This window comes from Pseudomonas jessenii (assembly GCF_002236115.1).
GTDB lineage: Bacteria > Pseudomonadota > Gammaproteobacteria > Pseudomonadales > Pseudomonadaceae > Aquipseudomonas > Aquipseudomonas jessenii.
On sequence record NZ_NIWT01000007.1, the window covers coordinates 380,741 to 404,363 of the forward strand.

Consider the following 23,623-nt stretch of genomic DNA (forward strand, 5'->3'; position numbering starts at 1 on the left):
CGCTATCGCGAGCAAGCTCGCTCCCACAGGGGTTCTCTAGCGCAAATAAAATCCCATTCACGCTGAACAAACCACCTGACGACCGGCAGCAAAAACCATTTGCCACAAAATATTACATTCGTCATATTATGATCATCATAATTAACCGCCGCACCCACAGGTAATCCTCCATGACCAGCATGCCCACCGTTGAACCCGACCTGGCTGCCCCGGTGACTGCCGCCAAACCTCCCCTGCTCAAACGCCTGCTGTTGCCAACACTGGGCATCGCGGCACTGGTGCTGGCCGGTGTGTATGGCACGCATTGGTGGACTGCCGGACGTTTCATCGAGGAAACCGACGACGCCTACATCGGCGGCGATGTGACGGTGATCGGGCCGAAAGTGGCGGGCTACATCGACGAAGTGCTGGTAACCGATAATCAGAAGGTCAAGGCCGGCGACGTGCTGGTCCGTCTCGATTCCCGCGACTACCGCGCCCACCTGGCCAAGGCCGAAGGCGCAGTGGCCGCCCAGCAGGCCCTGCTCGCCAACCTCGACGCCACCGAACAACTGCAACAGGCCGTCATCGGCCAAGCCCGTGCCGGCATCGACGCCGCCGGTGCCGAAGCCGTCCGTTCGCGGGATGACGATGCCCGCTACAAAAAACTGGTGATCACCAACGCCGTCTCGGTTGAAAGTGCCCAGCGGGCCAATACCACGTTCAAGACGGCCCAGGCCCAAAGCAACCGCGCCCAGGCTGAATTGCTGGCCGCGCAACGCCAGTTGAATGTGATCGACACCCAGAAACAACAAGCCCGGGCCGCCTTGATCCAGGCCAAGGCTGAGCGCGACCTGGCGCAATTGAATGTCGGCTACACCGAACTGAAGGCACCGGTTGACGGTGTGATCGGCAATCGCCGGGCACGGGTCGGCGCCTATGCCCAGGCCGGCTCGCAATTGCTCTCGGTGGTGCCGACCAGCGGTCTGTGGGTCGATGCCAACTTCAAGGAAGACCAACTGGCGCACATGGTGCCGGGGCAACGGGTGGTGATCCGTGCCGACGTGCTGTCGGGGCAGGAATTCCACGGTCACCTGGACAGCCTCGCCCCCGCCAGCGGTTCGCAATTCAGTGTGTTGCCACCGGAAAACGCCACCGGCAACTTCACCAAGATCGTGCAGCGGGTACCGGTGCGGATTCACCTCGACCCAGCCGACAGTGTGCTCGGCCACTTGCGTCCGGGGTTGTCGGTCACCGCTGAAGTGGACACGCGCAAGGAACCTGAAGCGCCAGCCGTGGCCAGCGCGCCATGAGCCGTGCCCTCGCCGCCCCGGCGCAACCGTTCAATGCCGCGAACATGGCGACGGCGACCAAGGTTTTCGCCTTCGCCAGCATGTGCATCGGCATGTTCATTGCCCTGCTGGACATCCAGATTGTCTCGGCTTCGTTGCGTGACATCGGCGGCGGGCTTTCCGCCGGCACCGACGAAACCGCGTGGGTACAAACCAGCTACCTGATCGCCGAAATCATCGTGATCCCGCTCTCCGGTTGGCTGTCGCGGGTGTTCTCGACGCGCTGGCTGTTCTGCGCATCGGCGGTGGGTTTCACCCTGGCCAGCCTGCTGTGCGGCATAGCCTGGAACATCCAGAGCATGATCGCCTTCCGCGCCCTGCAAGGGTTTCTGGGCGGTTCGATGATCCCGCTGGTGTTCACCACGGCCTTCGTGTTCTTCACCGGCAAACAACGGGTGATTGCCGCCGCGACCATCGGCGCAGTGGCGTCCCTGGCACCGACCCTGGGGCCGGTGATCGGTGGCTGGATCACCGACATATCGTCCTGGCACTGGCTGTTCTACATCAACCTGGTCCCCGGCATCTTCGTCGCCGTGGCCGTGCCGATGCTGGTAAAAATCGACCAGCCGGAACTGTCGCTGCTCAAAGGCGCGGATTACTTGAGCATGGTGTTTCTGGCGCTGTTCCTTGGCTGCCTGGAATACACCCTCGAAGAAGGCCCGCGCTGGAACTGGTTCAGCGACCGCACGATCCTGACCACCGCGTGGATCAGTGGCCTGGCCGGGCTGGCGTTCATCGGCCGGACCTTGCATGTGACCAACCCGATTGTCGATCTGCGCGCCTTGAAGGACCGCAATTTCGCCCTCGGTTGTTTCTTCTCGTTCGTCACCGGCATCGGCCTGTTCGCCACCATTTACCTGACACCGCTGTTCCTCGGTCGGGTGCGTGGCTACGGAGCGCTGGACATTGGTCTGGCGGTTTTCTCCACCGGAGTGTTCCAGATCATGGCGATTCCGCTGTATGCCTTTCTGGCCAATCGCGTCGACCTGCGCTGGATCATGATGTTCGGTCTTGGGCTGTTCGCCTTGTCGATGTGGGATTTCAGCCCGATCACCCATGACTGGGGGGCCAAGGAGTTGATGCTGCCGCAAGCCTTGCGCGGGATTGCCCAGCAATTGGCGGTGCCGCCGGCGGTGACCTTGACCCTCGGCGGCCTGGCGCCGGCACGGCTCAAGCATGCGTCGGGGTTGTTCAACCTGATGCGCAACCTGGGCGGGGCCATCGGCATCGCCGCGTGCGCGACCATCCTCAACGACCGCACCAACCTGCATTTCACCCGGTTGGCGGAGAACCTCAACAGCACCAACGAGGCGCTCAACCAATGGCTGTCCCAGGTTGGCAACAACTTCGCCGCCCTCGGCCAGAGCGGTGACGCCGGGGTCACCGCCAGCCTGCATCAACTATGGTTGCTGACCTACCGCGAAGCCCAGACGCAAACCTATGGCGACGCGTTCTTGATGATCATGGTCTGCTTCATTATCGCCACGGCGATGGTGCCTTTGATGCGCAAGGTACAACCACCGGCCGCGCCGAGTGCCGACGCTCATTGATGCTTGTGCGGGTCAGGCCTGAGGCATTTTGCGAAAACCTACGGCCAGACGGTTCCAGCTGTTGATGGTGCTGATGGCCACGGTCAGGTCGACCATTTCCTTGGGCGAGAACTGGGCGCTGACCATTTCGTAGTCTTCATCCGGAGCGTGGGTCAGGCTGAGCTGGGTCAGGGATTCGGTCCAGAGCAGCGCAGCGCGTTCGCGCTCGGTAAAGAACGGTGCTTCGCGCCAGGCTGTCACGGCGAACAGGCGGCGCGGGGTTTCACCGCCCTTGATCGCATCAGCAGTGTGCATGTCGATGCAGAAGGCGCAGCCGTTGATTTGCGAGGCACGCAGCTTGACCAGTTCGATCAGGTTTTTTTCCAGCGGCAATTTCGAAACCGCTGTTTCCAACGCGATCATCGCTTTGAGGGCGTCAGGGGATGCGGTGTAGAAATCGATACGGGGTTTCATGGTGTGCTCCACGGCAAGTGAGTGTGTCACTACGTTAGTCCCGCAGCCCGTTTACACAAATAGCCAATATCTCAAAAGTCGAGGAGGCCATTGGCGGTGTCTTCCTGAAAGAAATGGCTATTCGAGATCTGTTCGCGATCCGCGCAGCGGCCATTCACACCCGACTGCGCAACCATCGCAGGAAGCCCTTTTTCTCCACCGCCACCGGTAGGTCCTGAGTCAGGGATTTCGCTTTTTGCAGCCGGTAATCGAGCAAGGCCTGCATTGCATCGTTGATATCGTGACGGGCATCCAGGCACGGCTTGAGGTATGACTTTTCGATGCGGTACAGGCCACTGAATGTCTTGGCGGTAAACTGCGCAGGCAGCGCGCTGTCGGTGAGAATACCTGCCTCGCCGAACACCTCCCCCGGCCCCATGCGTCCGGATTCGTATGGCGCTCCATGGCGCATCAAGGTCACCGAGATCACGCCGGATTCGATAATGAACAAGTGATCGCTGACCTGCCCCGCTTCCAGGATCACCTCCCCGGCGCGAAAGGTTTGCAGGGTCATGTTCTGGCTGAAGGTGTCTTTCTCTTCCTGGCGCAAGGTGGAGAAAATCGGCGAGCTGTCGAGCAACGCGCGTTTGCGAGTCGAGTTGACCGGCGGACTGGGCTCCACGCTCGACAACAAACTGACCCCGGACGCCTGCAAGTGCCGATAGGCCAGATCGTACAGCTGGTTGCGCACTGAACGTTTCTCGTCCATCGACGCGACAAAGCCGCTGATTTCGTAGACCACTCCGGTGTTGCTGGCGGTTTTCAGGCCGACGCTTGGCGACGGTGTATCGAGCAACGCACGACAACCTTGAATAGCCCGCTCCAGGGCTTCGATCACCGTGTTCGGCCGCGCGTGGGGGCTCACTTCCAACGAAACGGAGATGCCGAACATATCGCTCGGCCGACTGAAATTGATGATCTTGGCCTTGGCTGCCAGGGAGTTGGGAATCACCGCCATGCAACCTTGGGAGGTCTGCAGGCGCGTGGCACGCCAGTCGATGTCGGTGACCCGGCCCTCCATGCCATCGATGGAGATGTAGTCATCGAGTTGATAGGGCTTGGTGGTGTTCAGGACGATCCCGGAAAACACGTCACTGAGGGTACTTTGCAAGGCCAGCCCGACGATGATCGCCAACGCACCGGACGTCGCCAGCACGCCCTTGACCGGCAGATCGAGCACATAGGCCAGGGCGGCTATGACCGCGATCAGGAAAATCACCGCACCGAGCAGATCCTGAAGCAATCGCCCGGTGTGCCCGACCCGTTGCATCATCACCGCGCCGATCAGCACGGTCAGGGTCCGCGCGCCGAACAACCACCAGCCGATCTGCAAACCGGTGGCCGCCAGATGCAAGGGTACGTTGTCAGCCCAGGGCGGCGGCTCCATCGGGTTCAGGCCTTCGTTGAACAACAGCAGGCTGAACAACGAAAAAATCACCACCCGTACCAATAGCCGCCAGGCGCTGCCAAGTGCACTGAGCAAGTACCACAACCCAAGATCGATCAGGATCAGCGCCATCGCGCAAATCAGCGGGTGTTCGGTGAGCAATGACAGCATCAAGCAACTCCAGCCAGGGCCAATAACGCGAAGATCGCATGGATTGGCCTCAGTGTAGGAGCATTTGATTTGGCGGGATGAACACCCTCCCAAAAACACCACAAAACCAATGTGGGAGCGGGCTTGCTCGCGAAAGCGGTATAACAGTCAACACATAGGTTGAAAGTTAAGCAGCCTTCGCGAGCAAGCCCGCTCCCACAGGGGGGATGAGTGATGCCGAAGTTACTTGCTGTTGGCCAGTGTGCTGTAGCTGGTCATCAGGTTGCGGTAATCCGGGATATGGTTGGAGAACAGCGTGCCCAACCCTTCGATGTCGTTGCGCCAGTCGCGGTGCAGTTCACAGGCCAGGCCGAACCAGGTCATCAGTTGCGCGCCCTGAGCGGTCATACGGTGCCACGCCGATTCGCGGGTCAGTTCGTTGAAGGTGCCGGACGCGTCGGTGACCACGAACACGTCAAAACCTTCGGCCAGCGCCGAAAGCGCCGGGAACGCCACGCACACCTCCGTCACCACACCGGCGATGATCAGTTGTTTCTTGCCAGTGGCCTTGATCGCCTTGACGAAATCTTCGTTGTCCCAGGCGTTGATCTGGCCCGGGCGAGCGATGTACGGCGCGTCCGGAAAGAGTGCCTTGAGTTCGGGCACCAGCGGTCCGTTGGGACCGGTTTCGAAACTGGTGGTGAGGATGGTCGGCAGCTTGAAGTACTTGGCCAGGTCAGCCAGCGCCAGCACGTTGTTCTTGAATCGATCCGGATCGATGTCGCGCACCAGAGACAACAGGCCCGCCTGATGATCGACCATCAAAACCGCGGCGTTGTCCTTGTCCAGACGCTTGTAGGAAGAAGTCATTGCAGTAGTCCTCGCATGTTATCGATGCCGATTGGAAATCGGCGTGGGGTAACCGGTTAGCGCTGGGAGTCCAGCGCTTCGTGTTCGTTCGCCACTTGCTGGGCCTTGAGGTAGCTCTCGATCAGCAACTGATAATGCGGCATGGCCTGGGCGTAGACAGCGGCCCACTGCTCGGCGTCCGGGCGGTTCCACGAGCCTTGCAGCTCAGAGAGCGTAGCCATGATGTCGATCGGCACCACCCCGGCCTGGGCCAGACGGGCAACGGTCAGATCAGTGGCCAGTTTCGAGTGGTTGCCGGAGGCGTCGACCACGGCAAACACCTTGTAGCCCTCATGCACGGCGGCGATGGACGGGAACGCCAGGCACACGCTGGTCAAGGTGCCGGCGATCACCAGGGTTTTCTTGCCGGTGGCTTTGACCGCCGCGTGAAACTCCGGGTTGTCCCAGGCGTTGATTTCACCTTTGCGCGCCACGTACTGCGCATGGGGCGCGGCCTCGTGGATTTCCGGGATCAACGGCCCGTTCGGCCCCTGGGGAACGGAAGCGGTGGTGATCACCGGCATCTTGAGCAGGGTCGCGGCCTTGGCCAGGGCAATGGCGTTGGCGCGCAATTGGGGCACGTCCATGTCCTTGACGATCTGGAACAGTCCGCTCTGGTGATCGATCAACAGCATTGCGCTGTCATTGGGGTCGATGGTCGGTTTCTGGCCGTTGAAGTTGGCCGCGTAGGCAGTGTTCATGTGCGTTTCCTCTTTCTTTTGGGCAACAGCCATCCCTGGCCTGAAAACCGGCCTACTCATCCTGTGTAGAGTCGGGTGTAAAAGCGTTGCGAACTAAGCGTGCATCCGGCCGAAGCGACCGGACTGGAAGTCGGCGAAGGCCTGGTGGATTTCTTGCTCGGTGTTCATCACGAACGGCCCGTGACCGACGATCGGCTCGTCAATCGGCTCACCGCTGAGCAACAACACCACCGCGTCTTCGCTGGCTTCGAGGCTCACCTGATCGCCCTTGCGGTCGAACAGGGCCAGTTGCCCCTGGCGCACCGATTCCAGGCCGTTGACCTGAACCGTGCCACGCAGAACCACCAGGGCGGTATTGCGCCCTTCATGCAGGTCAAGGGTGAGCAACTTGCCGGCATTCAAACGAATGTCCCACACGTCGACTGGGGTGAAGGTGCGCGCCGGGCCTTTGTGGCCATCGAACTCGCCGGCGATCAGGCGCAGGCTGCCGGCGTTGTCCTTCAAGGGGATGGCCGGGATGTCACGGTCGAGAATCGTCTGGTAGCCGGGGTCGGCCATTTTGTCCCTGGCCGGCAGGTTGACCCACAGTTGCACCATCTCCAGGGTGCCGCCGCTCTTGGCGAAACCTTCGGAGTGAAACTCTTCATGCAGGATCCCCGAGGCTGCGGTCATCCATTGCACATCGCCAGGGCCGATCTTGCCGCCACTGCCGGTGGAGTCCCGGTGCTCCAGTTCGCCCTTGTAAACGATAGTCACGGTTTCGAAGCCACGATGAGGATGCTGACCAACGCCACGCCGTTCGGTGGTCGGGGTGAATTCAGCGGGGCCGGCATGATCCAGCATCAGGAACGGGCTGATGTGTTTGCCCAGGTTGTCGTAGGAAAACAGCGTGCGAACCGGAAAACCGTCGCCAACCCAATGGGTCCGTGGACTGGTGTAGATACCGATGATGTTTTTCATGGTGTCTCCTGATGAGGTGAGTGAAGCCATGGACAAAGCTTAAAACCGTGACCTTTGCTGCGCTAGACTGCAAAAATCAGCTTTAGCGTTCTATTTGGAGAACGATGGTGGAAGACCTCAACACCCTCTACTACTTCACCCAAGTGGTGGAGCATCACGGTTTCGCCGCGGCCGGCCGGGCACTGGACATGCCCAAGTCCAAGCTCAGCCGACGCATTGCCGAGCTTGAAGAACGCCTCGGCGTGCGCCTGCTGCACCGCACCAGCCGGCATTGCTCCTTGACGGAAATCGGCCAGGCCTATTACCAGCGCTGCCTGGCCATGCGGGTGGAGGCGGAAAGCGCCGCCGAACTGATCGAACGCAATCGCTCCGAGCCTCAGGGCCTGGTGCGTGTCAGTTGCCCGACGGCGCTGCTCAATTCCTGGGTTGGGCCGATGCTGACCCGCTACATGCTCAAGTACCCGCTGGTGGAGTTGTTCATCGAGAGCACCAACCGCCGGGTCGACTTGATCCATGAGGGCTTCGACATTGCCCTGCGGGTACGTTTCCCCCCGCTGGAAAACACCGACATGGTGATGAAGGTGCTGGGCAACAGCACCCAGAGCGTGGTCGGCAGCCCGGCCTTTTTATCGCGCCTGTCGACACCGGCCTCCCCGGCCGACCTCAGCGGCTTGCCGAGCCTGCACTGGGGCGCGGCGCAACGTGAATATCAGTGGGAACTGTTCGGGGCCGATGGCAGCACCGCGATGATCCGGCATGCACCGCGCATGGTCACCGATGACCTGTTGGCCTTGCGCCATGCGGCGGTCGCCGGGATCGGCATCGTGCACCTGCCCAGTGTGGTGGTGCGCGATGAAATCGCTGCCGGGCAACTGGTGGAACTGGTGCCGGGCTGGGCACCGAAAAGCGGTGTCATCCATGCGATCTTCCCCTCGCGTCGGGGCCTGCTGCCTTCGGTGCGCACGTTGATCGATTTTCTTGGGGAGGAGTTCAGCCGCAGTGATATTGCTTAAGGGCGGGGTAAGGCTTTGGACCGAGTGATGGCTATCGCGAGCAAGCTCGCTCCCACATTGGATCTATATGCACCACAAATCCCCTGTGGGAGCGAGCTTGCTCGCGATGGCGCCAGACCAGACACCTTCAATACATCGGTCTGCCCCGATTCTTGACTTGCGGTAAACATTGCTTTGCCGCTCCAGCGGTTTTTCTCACGGATGCAGGCGCCGATACTGCCGCCCATTCCCACTGCAACCTCTGGAGTCTTCAATGTCTATTCCCGCTTTCGGCCTGGGTACCTTTCGCCTGCAAGGCCAGGTGGTCATCGATTCGGTGAGCACCGCCCTGGCGCTTGGCTACCGGGTGATCGATACCGCACAAATCTACGAGAACGAAGCCGACGTCGGCGAGGCTATCGCCGCCAGCGGCATCGCCCGGGAAGAGTTGTTCATCACCAGCAAGATCTGGGTCGCCAACCTGGCCGGTGATCGTCTGATCGACAGCTTGAAAGAAAGCCTGCGCAAACTGCAGACCGACTACCTGGACCTGACCCTGATCCACTGGCCGTCGCCGGACGATCAGGTGCCGGTCGAAGAGTTCATGAGCGCCCTGCTCGAAGCCAAACACCTGGGCCTGACCCGGCAGATCGGCGTGTCCAATTTCACCATCGACCTGATGAAACAGGCGATCGCCGCCACGGGTGCCGAGCACATCGCCACCCACCAGATCGAACTGCACCCTTACCTGCAGAACCGCGAGGTCGTCGAGTTCGCACGCAGCCAAGGCATCGGCATCACCTCGTACATGACCCTGGCTTACGGTGAAGTCCTCAAGGATCCGCTCATCCAGCAGATCGCCGAACGTCTGCACGCGACACCGGCGCAGGTCACCCTGGCCTGGGCCATGCAATCGGGTTACGCCGTGATCCCGTCTTCCACTCGCCGGGCCAACCTTGAAAGCAACTTGAAGGCTCGCGAACTGACCTTGAGCGAAGCCGACATGGCCTTGATCGCAACGCTGGATCGCGGCCATCGCTTGACCAGCCCGAAAGGCATCGCACCGAACTGGGATTGAGCCTCAATCCTGCTCGAGATGCCGGTCCAGGCGGGCCATGGCTTGCTGTAGCTGGTCGACGGCGTCGTCGATCAGTACCCCGCGACCGTCATTGCACGCCTGCTCCAGCTGTTCGCAACACTCGACCAGGGCAAGCGCTCGCACCATCAGCGCCCCGCCCTTGATCCGGTGTGCCAGTTCCTGCAAGCCCGGGCGATTGCCGCCGGCATGCAAGGCCAGTAAATGCACGCGATCCTCGCGGTTGCTCAGCGCCAGATCGCGCAACAGTTGATCGATCAGCTCACGGTCCACATCCGCAAAGCGCTCCAGCCCGCTCAAATCGAATTCGGCGACGCCTGGATCGTCGATTGCCGTTGAGGGTGCGCTGGAAAACCGCTGGGCGAGCCACGCCTGCAAATCCACCAGGCGAATGGGTTTGAACAGGCAATCGTCCATACCCGCGGCCTGGCATCGGACCTTCTCCTCGGCCTGCGCATTGGCGGTAAAGCCCAGAATCAGCGTCGCCGACAGCCCCTGCACCCGCTCTTGTTCACGTATTGCACCCGCCAATTCGTAACCACTGAGCACCGGCATGTTGCAGTCGGTGATGACCAGATCGAACCCTTGCCCGCGCCACTGTTCAAGCCCCTGCGCCCCGTCTTCAGCCAGCACCACGCGATGGCCCAGGTAGCTCAACTGCCGCGAGAGCAACAGGCGATTGGCCGGATAATCGTCGACCACCAGAATCGACAACGCCCGGGTCGTGAGCTGCGCCGGATCCAGGGGCTTGCCCCCCGCGGGTAACGCTTGCAGGGCGGGCAGCACCAGGCTGATGTCCACCCGCGTCCCATGCTCAGGCTGACTGTCGAGTTGCAACCGGCCCCCCATCATTTCGCACAGGGTACGACTGATCACCAGGCCCAGGCCGGATCCTTGCCGGGCGCTCTGCTGGCTGTTGCCCGCCTGCACGAACGGGCTGAACAGGCGTTGCTGGTCGAAAGCACTGATGCCGATGCCGCTGTCCTCGATCTGTACGCTGACGGCGAGGTGCGTCGGGGCTTGAGGCCGCACTCCCAGCGTCAGCTTCACCTGGCCTTCCCGGGTGAACTTGATCGCATTGCTCAGCAGATTGGACAGCACCTGTTTGAAGCGCGTGGGGTCGAGCATCACGTCACAGTCACTGTGTTCGTCGAGCTCGACCCGCCACTGCAGATTCTTCTGCACCGCCAGCCCTTCGAAAACCCGGCAGACCGACGTCACCAGCGCCTGCAGATTGACCCGCTCCGGCGTCAGCGACAAATGCCCGGATTCGATCCGCGCGACGTCCAGAATGTCGCCGATCAAATCCAGCAATTGTTGCCCGGCGTTGGACGCCACTTCGATGGCGGCGCGGTCGGTCTCCCCTTCATCGGCCCGTTTCAGCGCCAGTTCGAGCATGCCGATCAAGGCGTTCATCGGCGTGCGGATTTCATGGCTCATGGTGGCCAGGAACGTGGTCTTGGCCCGGTTGGCGTCGTCCGCCGCGTCCTTGGCTTCCTGCAGTTGTCCGAGCAATTGCTGACGCTGGCGAATCTGACGCCGCTGCCAGACGATCCCGGCCAACGCGAGCAACAGCAAGACACCCGCCACTGCAAACGCCTTCACGATCGCCTGCCGGTGTCGCAACCAGTAACTCTGCTCGACCATCGAGTCATAGCGCCAGGGCTGGGTCAGCTCGTCAATTTCTTCGGGAGGGATGCTCAACAGCGCCTTGTCCAGGATCGAATGCAACTCGGTGGCCTCGCGACTGGTCGCCAGGGTGCTTCGTGCAGGGTCGGTGCCCACGGTGCTGGTCACTTGCAGGCGATCGCGATACTGCCGGGAAATCAGGTAACGGGCGCTGATCAAGGAGTTGATGCCGCCGTGGGTCTTGCCTTGGGCGACCATTTCCATGGCGTCCGTCGACAATGGTGCATCCACCAGCTGGATCAGCGGGTAATGCTGGCGAAGGTACTCGCCGACAATGTTGCCCTGGGTCAGTGCCAGGGTTCGCCCTGCCATGTCATCCAGCGTCCTGGGGCTGTCCGCGGCCACGCGGGTCACCAGCACCGAAGGGCTGCTCAGGAACGCCCGGGTGAACAGCAATTGATCTTCACGCTGGGAACTGAGGCCGATACCGGCCAGCACATCGATCTGCCCGCTCCTGATGCCGGTCATCATCTCGGCTACCGATTTCATGCCCCGGATGTCGAATTGCAGGCCGGTGCGCAAACTGATTTTCGTCAGCACATCGACGCCAATACCGCGGAACTTGCCTTCGCTGTCGATAAATGAAATCGGCGGAATGCTTTCGTTGATCGCGACCCTCACCCGTGGGTGGCGTTCGAGCCAGCGTTGTTCGGCCACGCTCAATTGCAATGACTGGGTGCCGGGGATAGACACCCCGTTTGCCCCCCAACGACGCAGGATGTTCATTTGTTCATTGGTGGTGATGGCCGCCAGCGCCTTGTTGACGATGCGCAACAGCGAATCGTTGTCGCGGGCCATCGCAAAGGCAAAACGCCCGGACTCCATGGGCGAGAAGTCCGTCAGGTGTACGTTGTTCAGGTAATTTCTGCTGATCAGGTAATGGGCATTGATCGCATCGCCCAGGTAGACATCGGCCTGGCCGAAAGCCACGGCGCCCATCGCCGCCAATGTCGAAGGAAACAGCTGGACCTGCGCCCTGGAATAGAACTGTTGCACGCTGTATTCGGGCAGGTAGTGATACAGCATCACCAGCCGCTTGCCGGCCAGTGTCGGGTCGAGCACCGGAGGGAAATCGGTGCGCGTGACCAGCACCGGTTGATCGACCGCGTACGCGCTGGACATCTGTAACTGTGGATCTTCGGCTTCAAATCGATTGGCCGTTCCCAGCAGGTCTGCCTGCCCTTCCTTGATGGCCTGCACCGCGTCGGCCCGCGACGGATAACGTTGGACCTCAATGACGACGTTCAGCAATTGTTCGAGCAAGCCGGCGTAATCGGCTGTCAGGCCTTCGAATACCTTGCCCGCCGTGTTGAACTCGAAGGGGGGATAGTCCGGCGCCGAGACAGCCAGCACCAACCGGCCCTTTTGCTGTAGCCAGCGCGACTCGGTTTCCGACAACCTGACGCTCAGGCCTTCGACACTCGAGCGTCCCAAAAGGGTCAACGACTGTTGCGCACAGACCGTCGATGCCCAGAGAAGAAGGCCGATCAGCACCCCACCTGCCAGTCGTCGGAGTGCGTTCATTCAGATCAGATGATTGCGCAGGGCGAAATCCCTCAAGTGCACCGACGAGTTCACGTTGAGCTTGAGGGTGAGTCGGGTCTTGTAGGTACTGACGGTCTTGTAGCTCAGGTGCATGATCTCGGCGATTTCGAGGTTTTTCGACCCCCGGGCCAGGTACTGCAGGATGGTCAACTCACGATTGGACAGCCTGTCGATCAACTGCTTTTCGCTGCGTTGCAACTCCCCCATCGACACGGAACTGGAGGGAATCTGAGCGAAATAGGTGTAGCCGGCCATCACGCAATTCACCGCCGCCTTCAGGTCATCCAGGTCCTTGCTCTTGCAAACATAGGCAACAGCCCCGGCACGCATGCAGCGGTCCTGATAGAACTGGGCCTCCAGCGAGGTGAACACCACCACGCGACATCGCATCTTTTCGGTCTTGATACGGTCCATCACCTCAAGCCCCGCCACACCGGGAAGGCCCAGATCAAGCAGCACGACATCCGGTTGATGCTCCCGGATCAACGTCAGGACCTTATCGCCACGGCAGGCCTCGTAAATCCGCTTGAACCCTTCGCCCTTGAGTACGAGTTTGATCATGGAGCGAACCACCGGATGATCTTCCGCAATCAGTGCTGACTTCATGACATCTCCCGTGCAAACCAACACGATCGGGCAAAAAATGCCCTCCAGGCACCGCAGCGGTTGGACACAACGCTGCGCATAGACTTTTGCATGGAAGGCTGCAAAGAACTACCTGACAGAAATGACAGTTCCGACAAACGGTAGCCGACGATCGACAGCGCTCATCAGCTGCGTAATGCACACCAGGTCAGGCAGGGCAGTCCGGCTGACCTGGACGTTGCCCGCGACGAGCGGCAACGGCGTCTGCTGTTCATTGAAGATAAACGCGTGATGAACCTGCGGGTTGTCGGCAAAAAAACTCAACAGGTCCAGCCCTTCGCTGGCCATCGCCCCGTTGATAAGCACCAGGTCCAAAGGCTCGCAACCGTACTCCACCAGTGGCAGGAGCTCGTCGAGGCTCTGCACCGGTGCTACGCGAAAGTAGCCGAGCTGATTGAACAGTCGCTCGATCCGCAGGCGGTTGAAGTGCTGCGCATCGGCGATCAGGATGCGCAAGGATTTGTTCGGCATGGTGACCTCCAAAAGGATGTCGATTTCAAGAGGTCGCAAAGCCTACGGAAGACCTTCCTGGGTTTATGTAGGAATTTTCCTAAATAAAAGCCGGTTAGTCTGACGCTTGCCAGGGAAACCTTGGCCCTTACTCCGTGGTACTCGGACTCCAGAACGCCTGCACCACCAGGGTCGAGGTCGAAATCCGTGCCACCAGCGCATCCAGCTCATCACCATCGACCGAAGTGGTGGCCAGGGTGGCTTCGATTTCAATTTCATCCGTGCCGAAGGCGTGCACATCGACATCGCTGGCCGGGTAGTTACTGCGTTCCAGCTCGGCTTCGAGCAAGGCCAGCACGGCTTTCTGCTGCGTGCGTCGGGCAATGACATAGACGATGTTGGTGACCTCCGCCGAAATCACATCCAGCGGCTGACGGTTGATGTTGTTGACGATCGGCCGCAGCAAGGTGTTGGCCGCGAGCACAAACAAGGTGCCAAGCAACGCCTCGGCCAGCAGGTCGGCACCGGCGCAGGCACCGACTGCCGCCGAGGTCCAGAGCGTGGCGGCCGTGTTGAGACCGCGCACGTTGCCCTCTTCGCGCATGATCACCCCGGCACCGAGAAAGCCGATGCCGGAAACTACGTAAGCTACGACCCGCACGGCACCTTCGGCACCGGCGAGACGGTTGGCCATGTCGACGAAAATCGCCGCGCCCACCGCCACCAGCACGTTGGTGCGCAGGCCGGCGGTGCGCTGCCGGTACTGGCGTTCGAAACCGATCAGGCCACCGAGGATGAAGGCCGCGCTGAGGCTGACCAGGGTGTCGAGCAGGGAGGTCAGGTTGAGGTTGTTCAGTGCTTGCATGATGAATCCTTTGAAAAACACACGCTCCCACAGGGGTTGCGTTGATTGGCCAGCCTCGCGGCTTTATTGCCAGCCAAACCGGCGAATGTAGAACCCCTTCACCGCCTGGGTCAGCGCCATGTACGCCAGCAGGATCACCGGCAGGAACACGAAATACAGCGAAGGCAACGCCTGCAATTTGAAGTAATGGGCCAACGGTCCCATCGGCAGGAAAATCCCCATGGCCATGATCAGCCCGGTCATCACCAGCAAGGGCATGGCCGCGCGGCTTTGCAGGAACGGGATTTTCGGCGTGCGGATCATGTGCACGATCAGCGTCTGGGTCAGCAGCCCGACCACGAACCAGCCGGACTGGAACAGGGTCTGGTGATCCGGGGTGTTGGCATCGAACACGTACCACATCAAGGCGAACGTGGTGATGTCGAAGATCGAACTGATCGGCCCGAAAAACAGCATGAAGCGGCCGACATCCGCCGGCTGCCAGCGCTGCGGTTGCTTGAGCATTTCGTCATCGACGTTATCGAACGGAATGGCGATCTGCGAAATGTCATAGAGCAGGTTCTGCACCAGCAGGTGCATCGGCAGCATCGGCAGGAACGGGATGAACGCACTGGCCACCAGCACCGAGAACACGTTGCCGAAGTTCGAACTGGCGGTCATCTTGATGTACTTGAGCATGTTGGCGAAGGTCCGGCGCCCTTCCAGCACACCCTCCTCCAGCACCATCAGGCTCTTTTCCAGCAGGATGATATCGGCCGCTTCTTTGGCGATGTCCACGGCGCTGTCCACCGAAATACCGATGTCGGCGGTACGCAGGGCCGGGGCGTCGTTGATGCCGTCGCCCATGAAACCGACCACATGGCCGTTGCCCTTGAGCAGACGGACAATGCGCTCCTTGTGCGAGGGCGTCAGTTTGGCGAAGACGTTGGTGGTCTCCACGGCTTTCGCCAGTTCGGCGTCGCTCATGCGTTCGATGTCATTGCCCATCAGCAGGCCCTGCTGCTCCAGGCCGACTTCGCGGCAGATTTTCGCCGTCACCAGTTCGTTGTCGCCGGTCAGCACTTTCACCGCCACGCCATGGGCGGCCAGGGCCTTGATGGCCGGTGCGGTGCTTTCTTTCGGCGGATCGAGAAATGCCACGTAACCGATCAGCGTCAGTGCCTGTTCGTCTGCCAGGCTGTAGGTATCGCGGCCTTCGACCATTGGCCGTGCCGCTACCGCAACCACCCGCAGGCCCTCGGCGTTGAACGTGGCCGTGACCTGACGGATGCGCGCCAGCAGTTCTTCGGTCAAGGCTTCATCGACTTCGCCATGACGAACCCGCGAGCACACCGCCAGCACCTCTTCCACCGCGCCCTTGCAGATCAGCAAGTGCGGTTGATCGCGCTCGGCGACCACCACCGACATGCGCCGACGGGTGAAGTCGAACGGAATCTCGTCGACCTTGCGAAACGCCGTGCCGACTTTCAATTCACGATGGATTTCGACGTGTTCGAGCACCGCCACATCCAGCAGGTTTTTCAGCCCGGTCTGGTAGTAGCTGTTGAGGTAGGCCATTTCCAGCACGTCATCGGAGTCATGGCCCCAAACATCGACGTTACGCGCCAGGAAGATCTTGTCCTGGGTCAGGGTGCCGGTCTTGTCGGTGCACAGCACGTCCATGGCGCCGAAGTTCTGGATAGCGTCGAGGCGTTTGACGATGACTTTCTTGCGCGACAGGAACACCGCGCCCTTGGCCAGGGTCGAGGTGACGATCATCGGCAGCATTTCCGGGGTCAGGCCCACGGCGATCGACAGCGCGAACAGCAGCGCTTCGGTCCAGTCGCCCTTGGTGAAACCGTTGATGAACAACACCAGCGGCGCCATCACGAACATGAAGCGGATCAGCAGCCAGCTGACTTTGTTGACCCCGGTCTGGAACGAAGTCGGTGCCCGGTCGGTGGCGCCGACCCGCTGGGCCAGGGCGCCGAAATAGGTGCTGTTGCCGGTGGTAATGATCACCGCCATGGCCGTGCCGGATACCACGTTGGTGCCCATGAACAGGATGTTGTCCAGGTCCAGGGGATTGAGCGTGTCACGGTCCTGCTGGCGGGGAAACTTTTCCACCGGCATCGATTCGCCGGTCATGGCAGCCTGGCTGACGAACAGGTCCTTGGCGCTGAGCACCCGGCAATCGGCGGGAATCATGTCGCCGGCAGACAACACGATCAGATCGCCCGGCACCAGGTGCCTGATCGGCAATTCGATACGCTGCGCGCCGCGGTCCTCAAGGTCCCGGCGCATCACCGTGGCGGTGTTGCTGACCATCGCCTTGAGGGCATCGGCGGCCTGGTTGGATTTGGTTTCCTGCCAGAAACGCAGGAAGGTCGAGAGCACCACCATGGAGAAAATCACGACGGCGGCTTTCATGTCTTCGGTCAGCCAGGAGATGACCGCCAGCAACGTCAGCAGCAGGTTGAACGGATTCTTGTAGCAGTGCCACAGGTGCATCCACCAAGGCAGTGGTTGTTCGTGCTCGACTTCATTGAGGCCGAACTGCTCGCGCAAGGCATCGGCTTCAAGCTCGCTCAAGCCATCGGTGTGACTCCCCAGGGTGTTGAGCAATTGACCCGTGTCGCTGCCGGCAGCGGCCACCAGGGTTTGCGCCAGGCTGGGCGGGACTTCACGGCTGACCGTGGTGTCGGTGAAGGTTTCCAGCAACGCCAGGCTACGGAAGTGCCGGGCGATGTGACGGTTACGCAGGAAGCCTGCGAAGAATTCCTTGAGGTTAAGTTTCATGGCTGGTGCCCCTTTGGTCAGCCGGGAAACCGTCGAGCAGGCGGGTCCACGCCTCTTGCGCCGGAACAACCGGCAAAGCAAGGCCTGGCACGCCGGTCACGAATGACAGGCGTGTCGATAGAGCGGCGGCCACGACAACAAGTCGAAACCACGCACTGTTCAGCGTCGATGAGAGGGACGTCGGGACACGGCCAGGACGGGCCATGATCGGGATGCCGCTGCTCGCTTGTCGGCGAGACAACGGCACAGGAGACTGCGCGTTATCTTGCCGAGAAAATGCCGGTTACCGAGACCGGCCGACAACTGTCACTCGAACAAGTACCCACTGTGGGTCTCCGTAATGGATGAAAACGCGCGAAGCTTACGCCCCGAAGTTTGGAGAGTAAACCCGCTATAAAAGCTTGCCGGGGGGAATCGCGGGGTTCTTCAGGAAGGGTTCAGGATTGACTGTTTTGGGTGACTTCAGTGGCCCCATCGTCGGAACGCCGCCCGGACCAAGCTCGCTCCCACATTGGAATGCGGTTCCCTGTGGGAGCGAGCTTGCTCGCGATGGCGGCCTTTTAGTCGCCGCAGGACTCAGCTGGCAGTGGCCAACAACAAATCCACCACCGACCGGCCATGCCCGCGATGCTTGCCGTGTTCATACAGCGAGCCGGCAATCTCATCGGCACGAATCGGCAGGATCGACAGCAAGGTGTCGCTCAGCCCATGGCTTGCCTGGCAAAAGCCCTGCATGTAGAGGCCGGCCTTGCAGCGTTCATCGGTGATCAGTTTGTAGTTGCGGTCGACCTCGAAATCACCCAGGTACTCTTCGAGCGGTGCCAGCAACTTGCGGTGCATCTGCCGCTCGTAACCGGTGGCCAGCACCACAGCGTCGTAGTGACGCACCGAGACTTCGCCGGTGGCGTTGTTGCGCAACACCAGTTCGATGCCCCGTTCGTTGGCGGTGGCCTTTTCGATGGTGGTCAGGGTGCGGAACGCATGACGGGCGATGCCCGAGACCTTCTGCCGATAGAAGATGCCGTAGATTCGCTCGATCAGATCGATGTCCACCACCGAGTAGTTGGTGTTGTGGTACTCGTTCACCAGGCGCTCGCGCTCGCTGCTTGGCTGCTGGAACACCAGGTCGGTGAACTCCGGGGAAAACACTTCGTTGACGAAGGGGCTGTCGTCGGCCGGCTTGAGTGCCGAGCCGCGCAGGATCATGTCCACCTGCACCGACGGGAAGCTGTCGTTCAAATCGATGAAGGCCTCTGCCGCGCTCTGCCCGCCTCCGATGATCGCGATGCTCATCGGCCGGTTGTCCACGCACGGCTGCTTGGCCATCTGCGCCAGGTACTGGGAGTGATGGAACACCCGACCGTCATCCCTGAGTGCCTTGAATACCTCGGGAATACGTGGCGTGCCACCGGCGCTGACCACCACCGACCGGGTGGTGCGCACTTGCTGATGCCCGGTCGCATCGCGGGAAATCACCCGCAACGCCTCGACCTGATGGTTGTGCAGCACCGGCTCGATGGTCAGCACTTCTTCGCCGTAGCGGCTTTGCGCGGTGAACTGCCCGGCGACCCAACGCAGATAGTCGTTGTACTCCATGCGGCACGGATAGAAGGTGCCCAGGTTGATGAAGTCCACCAGGCGCCCGTGGGCCTTGAGGTAATTGACGAACGAGTAAGGGCTGGTCGGATTGCGCAGGGTCACCAGGTCCTTGAGGAAGGAAATCTGCAACTCGCTCTGGGTCACCAGGGTGTTGCCGTGCCAGCGGTAGTCGGCCTGCTTGTCGAGAAACAGTACATCCAGTTCGCCCTGGCTCGCCCCGCGTTCTTGCAGCGCGATGGCCAGTGCCAGGTTCGACGGGCCGAAACCGACGCCGATCAGGTCGTGAACGAGGGGCGATGCAATTGCCTGTGTCATTTCCAGTGTCCTCTGGATGTTCCCCTCAAAGACGGGGCATTGAACCTAAGTGACCTGACCCACCAAGGGCCGCACAACAGGTCGTCTGTTGAGTAGGAACGAGGACCGTGAAAAAAAATTTAACCGCGCAGGCTCACTGGGTGTCCCACTGTCGCATCCGTATACGGCAATGCTTCATGGCATTGACAATGTGCTTCTCGACCATTGCCCGGGAAATGCCCAGTTGCTCGGCAATTTGCGGATGGGACAGGCCTTCGATCTTGCGCAGCAGGAAACTCTCGCGGCACAACCTCGGCAACTCCGCCAGGGCACACTGGAGCATTTCCAGACGCTGGCCATGATCGAGCACGTTATGCGGCGAAGGGGTGAAATAGCGCTCTTCATTGTCGAGCACCTCAAGAGGTTCGGCCTGACGCAGGGTGTTGCGCCGATGGTCGTCGATAACCAGGTTGAGGGCGGTGCGATAAAGGAACGCCCGGGGCTGCTCGATCGGCGTATCACTGGAACGCTCCAGGACCCGCAGATAAGCGTCATGCACCACATCTTCGGCCACCTGACGGTTGCCCAGCCTGGCGTTCAGGAAACACACCAGTTCGCGATAGTAGTTTTCCAACATGACTCCCGTCCGCACGGGGGGTGCGGTTTCTGTCCTTGAGCCCTTTGCGTGACCGTTGAAATAAGCAGTGGCACGATAATGGCAGTTCGAGTCGCGTAATTTATAGTAATTCTCATATAGATTTAAAGTACTGCTTCAACTTGCCTGGTATTTAGTCACGAACCCTGTAGGAGCGAGCTTGCTCGCGAAGGCATCAAGGACAACGTGTTGACCCAGACGGCACGCGTTATCGTTGACGTCCATCGCGAGCAAGCTCGCTCCTACATTAGTTTGTGTCAGCACCTAAATTCCCCGGCGCTTTCTACGTTTACAGGACAGCTCCCCGTCCCTGTCCGGCCCTGCCGGCAGCGTTCAGCCATCGACCTGCTGCTGAACGACGGGCCGATTTCCTAGGCCGGAACCCTGCATGAAACGTCCCCGACAGACCCGACGCGCCCTGCTTGCAGCATTTTGTCTGATCCCCGTGGTAGCCGTCGCCGCCTGGCAGTTCATCCCGCCGGGCCGCGACGGGCTCGTCACCGTTCAGGTCAGCCGCACCGACATTGAAAGCAGCGTCACGGCATTGGGCACCCTGCAACCGCGGCGCTATGTCGACGTCGGCGCCCAGGCCTCCGGGCAGATCCACAAGATTCACGTGGAAGTCGGCGACGTGGTCAAGGAAGGCCAGTTGCTGGTGGAAATCGACCCGTCCACGCAACAGGCCAAACTCGATGCCGGGCGCTTCTCCATCGAAAACCTCAAGGCGCAGCTGCAGGAGCAGCGAGCGCAGCACGACTTGGCCCGGCAGAAACACCAACGTCAACAGAACCTCGCCGCCGGCGGCGCCACCCGAGAAGAAGACGTGCAGACCGCCCAGGCCGAACTGCGCGCCACCCAGGCACGGGTCGACATGTTCCAGGCGCAGATCCGCCAGGCCGAAGCCAGCCTGCGCAGCGATCAGGCGGAGCTCGGCTACACGCGGATTTATGCGCCGATGGCCGGCACCGTGGTGGCGCTGGATGCCCGGGTCGGCCAGACCCTCAACGCCCAGCAGCAAACGCCGCTGATCCTGCGAATCGCCAAGCTGTCGCCGATGACCGTGTGGGCCGAGGTCTCGGAGGCCGACATCGGCCACGTCAAACCCGGCATGCACGCCTGGTTCACCACCCTGAGCGGCGGCACCCGGCGCTGGACCAGCACCGTGCGGCAAATCCTCCCCGTTCCGCCCAAGCCGCTGGACCAGACCAGCCAGGGCGGCGGCAGCCCCGCCAGCACCAGCAAAAGCGGGAGTGCCCGCGTGGTGCTGTACACCGTATTGTTGGACGTCGACAACGCCGACAACGCCTTGATGGCGGAAATGACCACCCAGGTATTTTTCGTCGCCAATCAGGCGCAGAACGTTCTCACCGCGCCCATCGCCGCCCTGCAGGCAGGCCCGCAGACAGACCAGCAGACCGCGCAAGTGGTCGCCAGCAACGGCAGCATCGAGCAGCGCAACGTGCGCACCGGCATCAGCGACCGCCTGCGGGTACAGATCCTCGATGGCCTGCAGGAAGGCGATCACCTGTTGATCGGCCCGGTCGACGGGAGTGGCGGCTGAATGCACACGCCCCTGATCGACCTTTCGGACATCCGCAAAGCCTACGGCGGTGGCGACGCACCTGAAGTCCATGTGCTGCGCGGCATCGACCTGTCGATCCATGCCGGGGAGTTCGTGGCAATCGTCGGCGCTTCCGGCTCCGGCAAATCGACGCTGATGAACATCCTCGGCTGCCTCGACCGCCCGACCTCGGGCGAATACCGCTTCGCCGGGGAAAACGTCGCGGCGCTGGACAGTGACGAACTGGCCTGGCTGCGTCGTGAAGCCTTCGGTTTTGTGTTCCAGGGCTACCACCTGATTCCCTCCGGTTCGGCCCAGGAAAACGTCGAGATGCCGGCCATCTACGCAGGCACCCCAGCCGCTGAACGCCACGCCCGCGCCGCCGCCCTGCTCGACCGTCTCGGCCTGGCTTCGCGCACCGGCAACCGCCCCCATCAACTCTCCGGCGGGCAGCAGCAACGGGTGTCGATTGCCCGCGCATTGATGAATGGCGGCCACATCATCCTGGCTGACGAACCCACCGGTGCCCTCGACAGCCACAGCGGCGCCGAGGTCATGGCCCTGCTCGACGAACTGGCCAGCCAGGGCCACGTGGTGATCCTCATCACCCACGACCGCGAAGTGGCGGCCCGGGCCAAGCGCATCATTGAAATTCGCGACGGCGAGATCATCAGCGACAGCGCCCGGGACAATCCCACCGCGCAAAACTCTGCCAACCCCGGCGCCCTGCAAGCCGTCGATTTGCGCAAGCGCCTGAGCGAAGGCGCCGAAGCCACCGGCGCCTGGAAAGGCGAATTGGTCGATGCCGTGCATGCGGCGTGGCGAGTGATGTGGATCAACAAGTTCCGCACCGCGCTGACCTTGCTCGGCATCATCATAGGCGTGGCCTCGGTGGTGGTGATGCTGGCCGTGGGCGAAGGCAGCAAGCGCCAGGTGATGGCGCAGATGGGCGCGTTCGGTTCCAACATCATTTACCTCAGCGGCTCGGCGCCCAACCCGCGCACGCCCATGGGCATCGTCACCCTCGATGAGGTCGCCGCGATTGCCAGCTTGCCCCAGGTGATGCGGATCATGCCGGTCAACGGCCAGGAGGCCGGGGTGCGCTTTGGCAACCTTGATCACATGAGCTACGTCGGCGGCAACGACACCAACTTCCCGGCGATTTTCAACTGGCCGGTGGTCGAAGGCAGCTACTTCACCCACGCCGATGAACAGAACGCCGCGGCGGTCGCGGTGATCGGACACAAGGTGCGGACCAAATTGCTCAAGGACGTGGCCAACCCGATCGGCCAGTACATCCTGATCGAAAACGTCCCCTTCCAGGTGGTCGGCGTGCTCGCGGAAAAAGGCGCTAGCTCCGGCGACTCCGACAGCGACGACCGTATCGCCATCCCCTACTCCGCCGCGAGCGTGCGCCTTTTCGGCACCCACAATCCCGAGTACATCGCCATCGCCGCCGCCGACGCGCGCAAGGTCAAGGAAACCGAAAAAGCCATCGAGCAACTGATGCTGCGTCTGCACGACGGCAAGCGCGATTTCGAACTGACCAACAACGCGGCGATGATCCAGGCCGAGGCGCGCACGCAAAACACCCTGTCGCTGATGCTCGGCTCGATTGCGGCCATTTCGCTGCTGGTGGGCGGGATCGGCGTGATGAACATCATGCTCATGACGGTGCGCGAGCGGACTCGCGAGATCGGTATCCGCATGGCCACCGGTGCCCGCCAGCGCGACATCCTGCGCCAGTTCCTCACCGAAGCGGTGATGCTCTCGGTGGTGGGCGGCCTCACCGGGATTGCCCTGGCGCTGATCGTCGGTGGCGTGCTGATTTTCAGCGAAGTCGCTGTCGCGTTCTCCCTGATAGCGGTGCTGGGTGCCTTCGGCTGCGCCCTGGTCACCGGTGTCGTTTTCGGCTACATGCCGGCCCGCAAGGCTGCCCGACTCGACCCGGTCACGGCCCTTACCAGTGAATGA

At 61.3% G+C, this 23,623-nt stretch carries 18 protein-coding genes; 6 read left to right on the forward strand and 12 right to left on the reverse strand.

What is annotated here, in order from left to right; genetic code table 11:
- Window positions 1-170: 170 nt before the first annotated feature.
- Window positions 171-1,292 carry an HlyD family secretion protein gene (locus PSJE_RS24635; RefSeq protein ID WP_090456872.1) on the forward strand — a complete coding sequence of 374 codons (1,122 nt, stop codon included), beginning with the start codon at window positions 171-173 and terminating at the stop codon, window positions 1,290-1,292.
- On the forward strand, window positions 1,289-2,881 hold the full coding sequence (locus tag PSJE_RS24640; protein ID WP_090456874.1) for a DHA2 family efflux MFS transporter permease subunit: 1,593 nt from the start codon (window positions 1,289-1,291) through the stop codon (window positions 2,879-2,881). Before PSJE_RS24635 ends, PSJE_RS24640 begins: the two co-directional genes overlap by 4 nt.
- A 12-nt stretch (window positions 2,882-2,893) precedes the next feature.
- On the opposite strand, the gene PSJE_RS24645 is transcribed toward PSJE_RS24640, so the two are convergent.
- The 5 genes from PSJE_RS24645 to PSJE_RS24665 form a co-directional block, all read right to left on the reverse strand.
- Complete coding sequence (locus tag PSJE_RS24645; RefSeq protein WP_090456875.1) at window positions 2,894-3,334, reverse strand: carboxymuconolactone decarboxylase family protein; 441 nt, start codon at window positions 3,332-3,334, stop codon at window positions 2,894-2,896.
- 154 nt (window positions 3,335-3,488) lie between these two features.
- On the reverse strand, window positions 3,489-4,931 hold the full coding sequence (locus tag PSJE_RS24650) for a mechanosensitive ion channel domain-containing protein (RefSeq protein WP_090456877.1): 1,443 nt from the start codon (window positions 4,929-4,931) through the stop codon (window positions 3,489-3,491).
- A 222-nt stretch (window positions 4,932-5,153) separates the two neighbouring features.
- A complete protein-coding gene (ycaC, locus tag PSJE_RS24655; protein WP_057713962.1) occupies window positions 5,154-5,780 on the reverse strand; it encodes an isochorismate family cysteine hydrolase YcaC in 627 nt (208 codons plus the stop codon).
- A gap of 56 nt (window positions 5,781-5,836) precedes the next feature.
- Window positions 5,837-6,520: an isochorismatase family protein gene (locus PSJE_RS24660; protein WP_090456879.1), complete on the reverse strand. Its 684-nt coding sequence runs from the start codon at window positions 6,518-6,520 to the stop codon at window positions 5,837-5,839.
- Between the two features lie 93 nt (window positions 6,521-6,613).
- The gene (locus PSJE_RS24665) at window positions 6,614-7,480 is read right to left on the reverse strand and encodes a pirin family protein (RefSeq protein ID WP_090456881.1); all 867 of its coding nucleotides are present in this window, start codon (window positions 7,478-7,480) and stop codon (window positions 6,614-6,616) included.
- A 104-nt stretch (window positions 7,481-7,584) separates the two neighbouring features.
- Between PSJE_RS24665 and PSJE_RS24670 the strand changes: the two genes are divergently transcribed.
- Both PSJE_RS24670 and dkgB read left to right on the forward strand, forming a co-directional pair.
- Window positions 7,585-8,493 carry a LysR family transcriptional regulator gene (locus PSJE_RS24670; protein ID WP_057713960.1) on the forward strand — a complete coding sequence of 303 codons (909 nt, stop codon included), beginning with the start codon at window positions 7,585-7,587 and terminating at the stop codon, window positions 8,491-8,493.
- 253 nt (window positions 8,494-8,746) lie between these two features.
- Window positions 8,747-9,550, forward strand: coding sequence for a 2,5-didehydrogluconate reductase DkgB (dkgB, locus tag PSJE_RS24675; protein ID WP_090456883.1), 804 nt, complete (start codon window positions 8,747-8,749; stop codon window positions 9,548-9,550).
- Window positions 9,551-9,553: 3 nt separating this feature from the next.
- Here dkgB and PSJE_RS24680 read toward each other — a convergent pair whose 3' ends face one another.
- The 7 genes from PSJE_RS24680 to PSJE_RS24710 all read right to left on the reverse strand — a co-directional run bounded on the left by PSJE_RS24680 (window position 9,554) and on the right by PSJE_RS24710 (window position 20,070).
- Window positions 9,554-12,781, reverse strand: coding sequence for a transporter substrate-binding domain-containing protein (locus PSJE_RS24680; protein ID WP_090456885.1), 3,228 nt, complete (start codon window positions 12,779-12,781; stop codon window positions 9,554-9,556).
- The gene (locus tag PSJE_RS24685) at window positions 12,782-13,408 is read right to left on the reverse strand and encodes a response regulator transcription factor (protein ID WP_057713957.1); all 627 of its coding nucleotides are present in this window, start codon (window positions 13,406-13,408) and stop codon (window positions 12,782-12,784) included. It abuts the gene before it with no gap.
- 108 nt (window positions 13,409-13,516) lie between these two features.
- On the reverse strand, window positions 13,517-13,918 hold the full coding sequence (locus PSJE_RS24690) for an ANTAR domain-containing protein (protein ID WP_090456887.1): 402 nt from the start codon (window positions 13,916-13,918) through the stop codon (window positions 13,517-13,519).
- 127 nt (window positions 13,919-14,045) lie between these two features.
- A complete protein-coding gene (locus tag PSJE_RS24695; RefSeq protein WP_057713955.1) occupies window positions 14,046-14,762 on the reverse strand; it encodes an MgtC/SapB family protein in 717 nt (238 codons plus the stop codon).
- 63 nt (window positions 14,763-14,825) lie between these two features.
- Window positions 14,826-17,540, reverse strand: a complete 2,715-nt coding sequence (mgtA, locus tag PSJE_RS24700) for a magnesium-translocating P-type ATPase (protein WP_057713954.1) — start codon at window positions 17,538-17,540, stop codon at window positions 14,826-14,828.
- A gap of 576 nt (window positions 17,541-18,116) precedes the next feature.
- Entirely contained in the window at window positions 18,117-19,454 is a 1,338-nt protein-coding gene (locus PSJE_RS24705; protein ID WP_090456889.1) for a lysine N(6)-hydroxylase/L-ornithine N(5)-oxygenase family protein, read from the reverse strand.
- 133 nt (window positions 19,455-19,587) lie between these two features.
- Window positions 19,588-20,070, reverse strand: coding sequence for a sigma-70 family RNA polymerase sigma factor (locus PSJE_RS24710; RefSeq protein WP_057713952.1), 483 nt, complete (start codon window positions 20,068-20,070; stop codon window positions 19,588-19,590).
- Between the two features lie 406 nt (window positions 20,071-20,476).
- On the opposite strand from PSJE_RS24710, the gene PSJE_RS24715 reads away from it, so the two are divergent.
- Both PSJE_RS24715 and PSJE_RS24720 read left to right on the forward strand, forming a co-directional pair.
- Entirely contained in the window at window positions 20,477-21,649 is a 1,173-nt protein-coding gene (locus PSJE_RS24715; protein WP_090456891.1) for an efflux RND transporter periplasmic adaptor subunit, read from the forward strand.
- A complete protein-coding gene (locus PSJE_RS24720) occupies window positions 21,650-23,623 on the forward strand; it encodes a MacB family efflux pump subunit (protein ID WP_090456893.1) in 1,974 nt (657 codons plus the stop codon).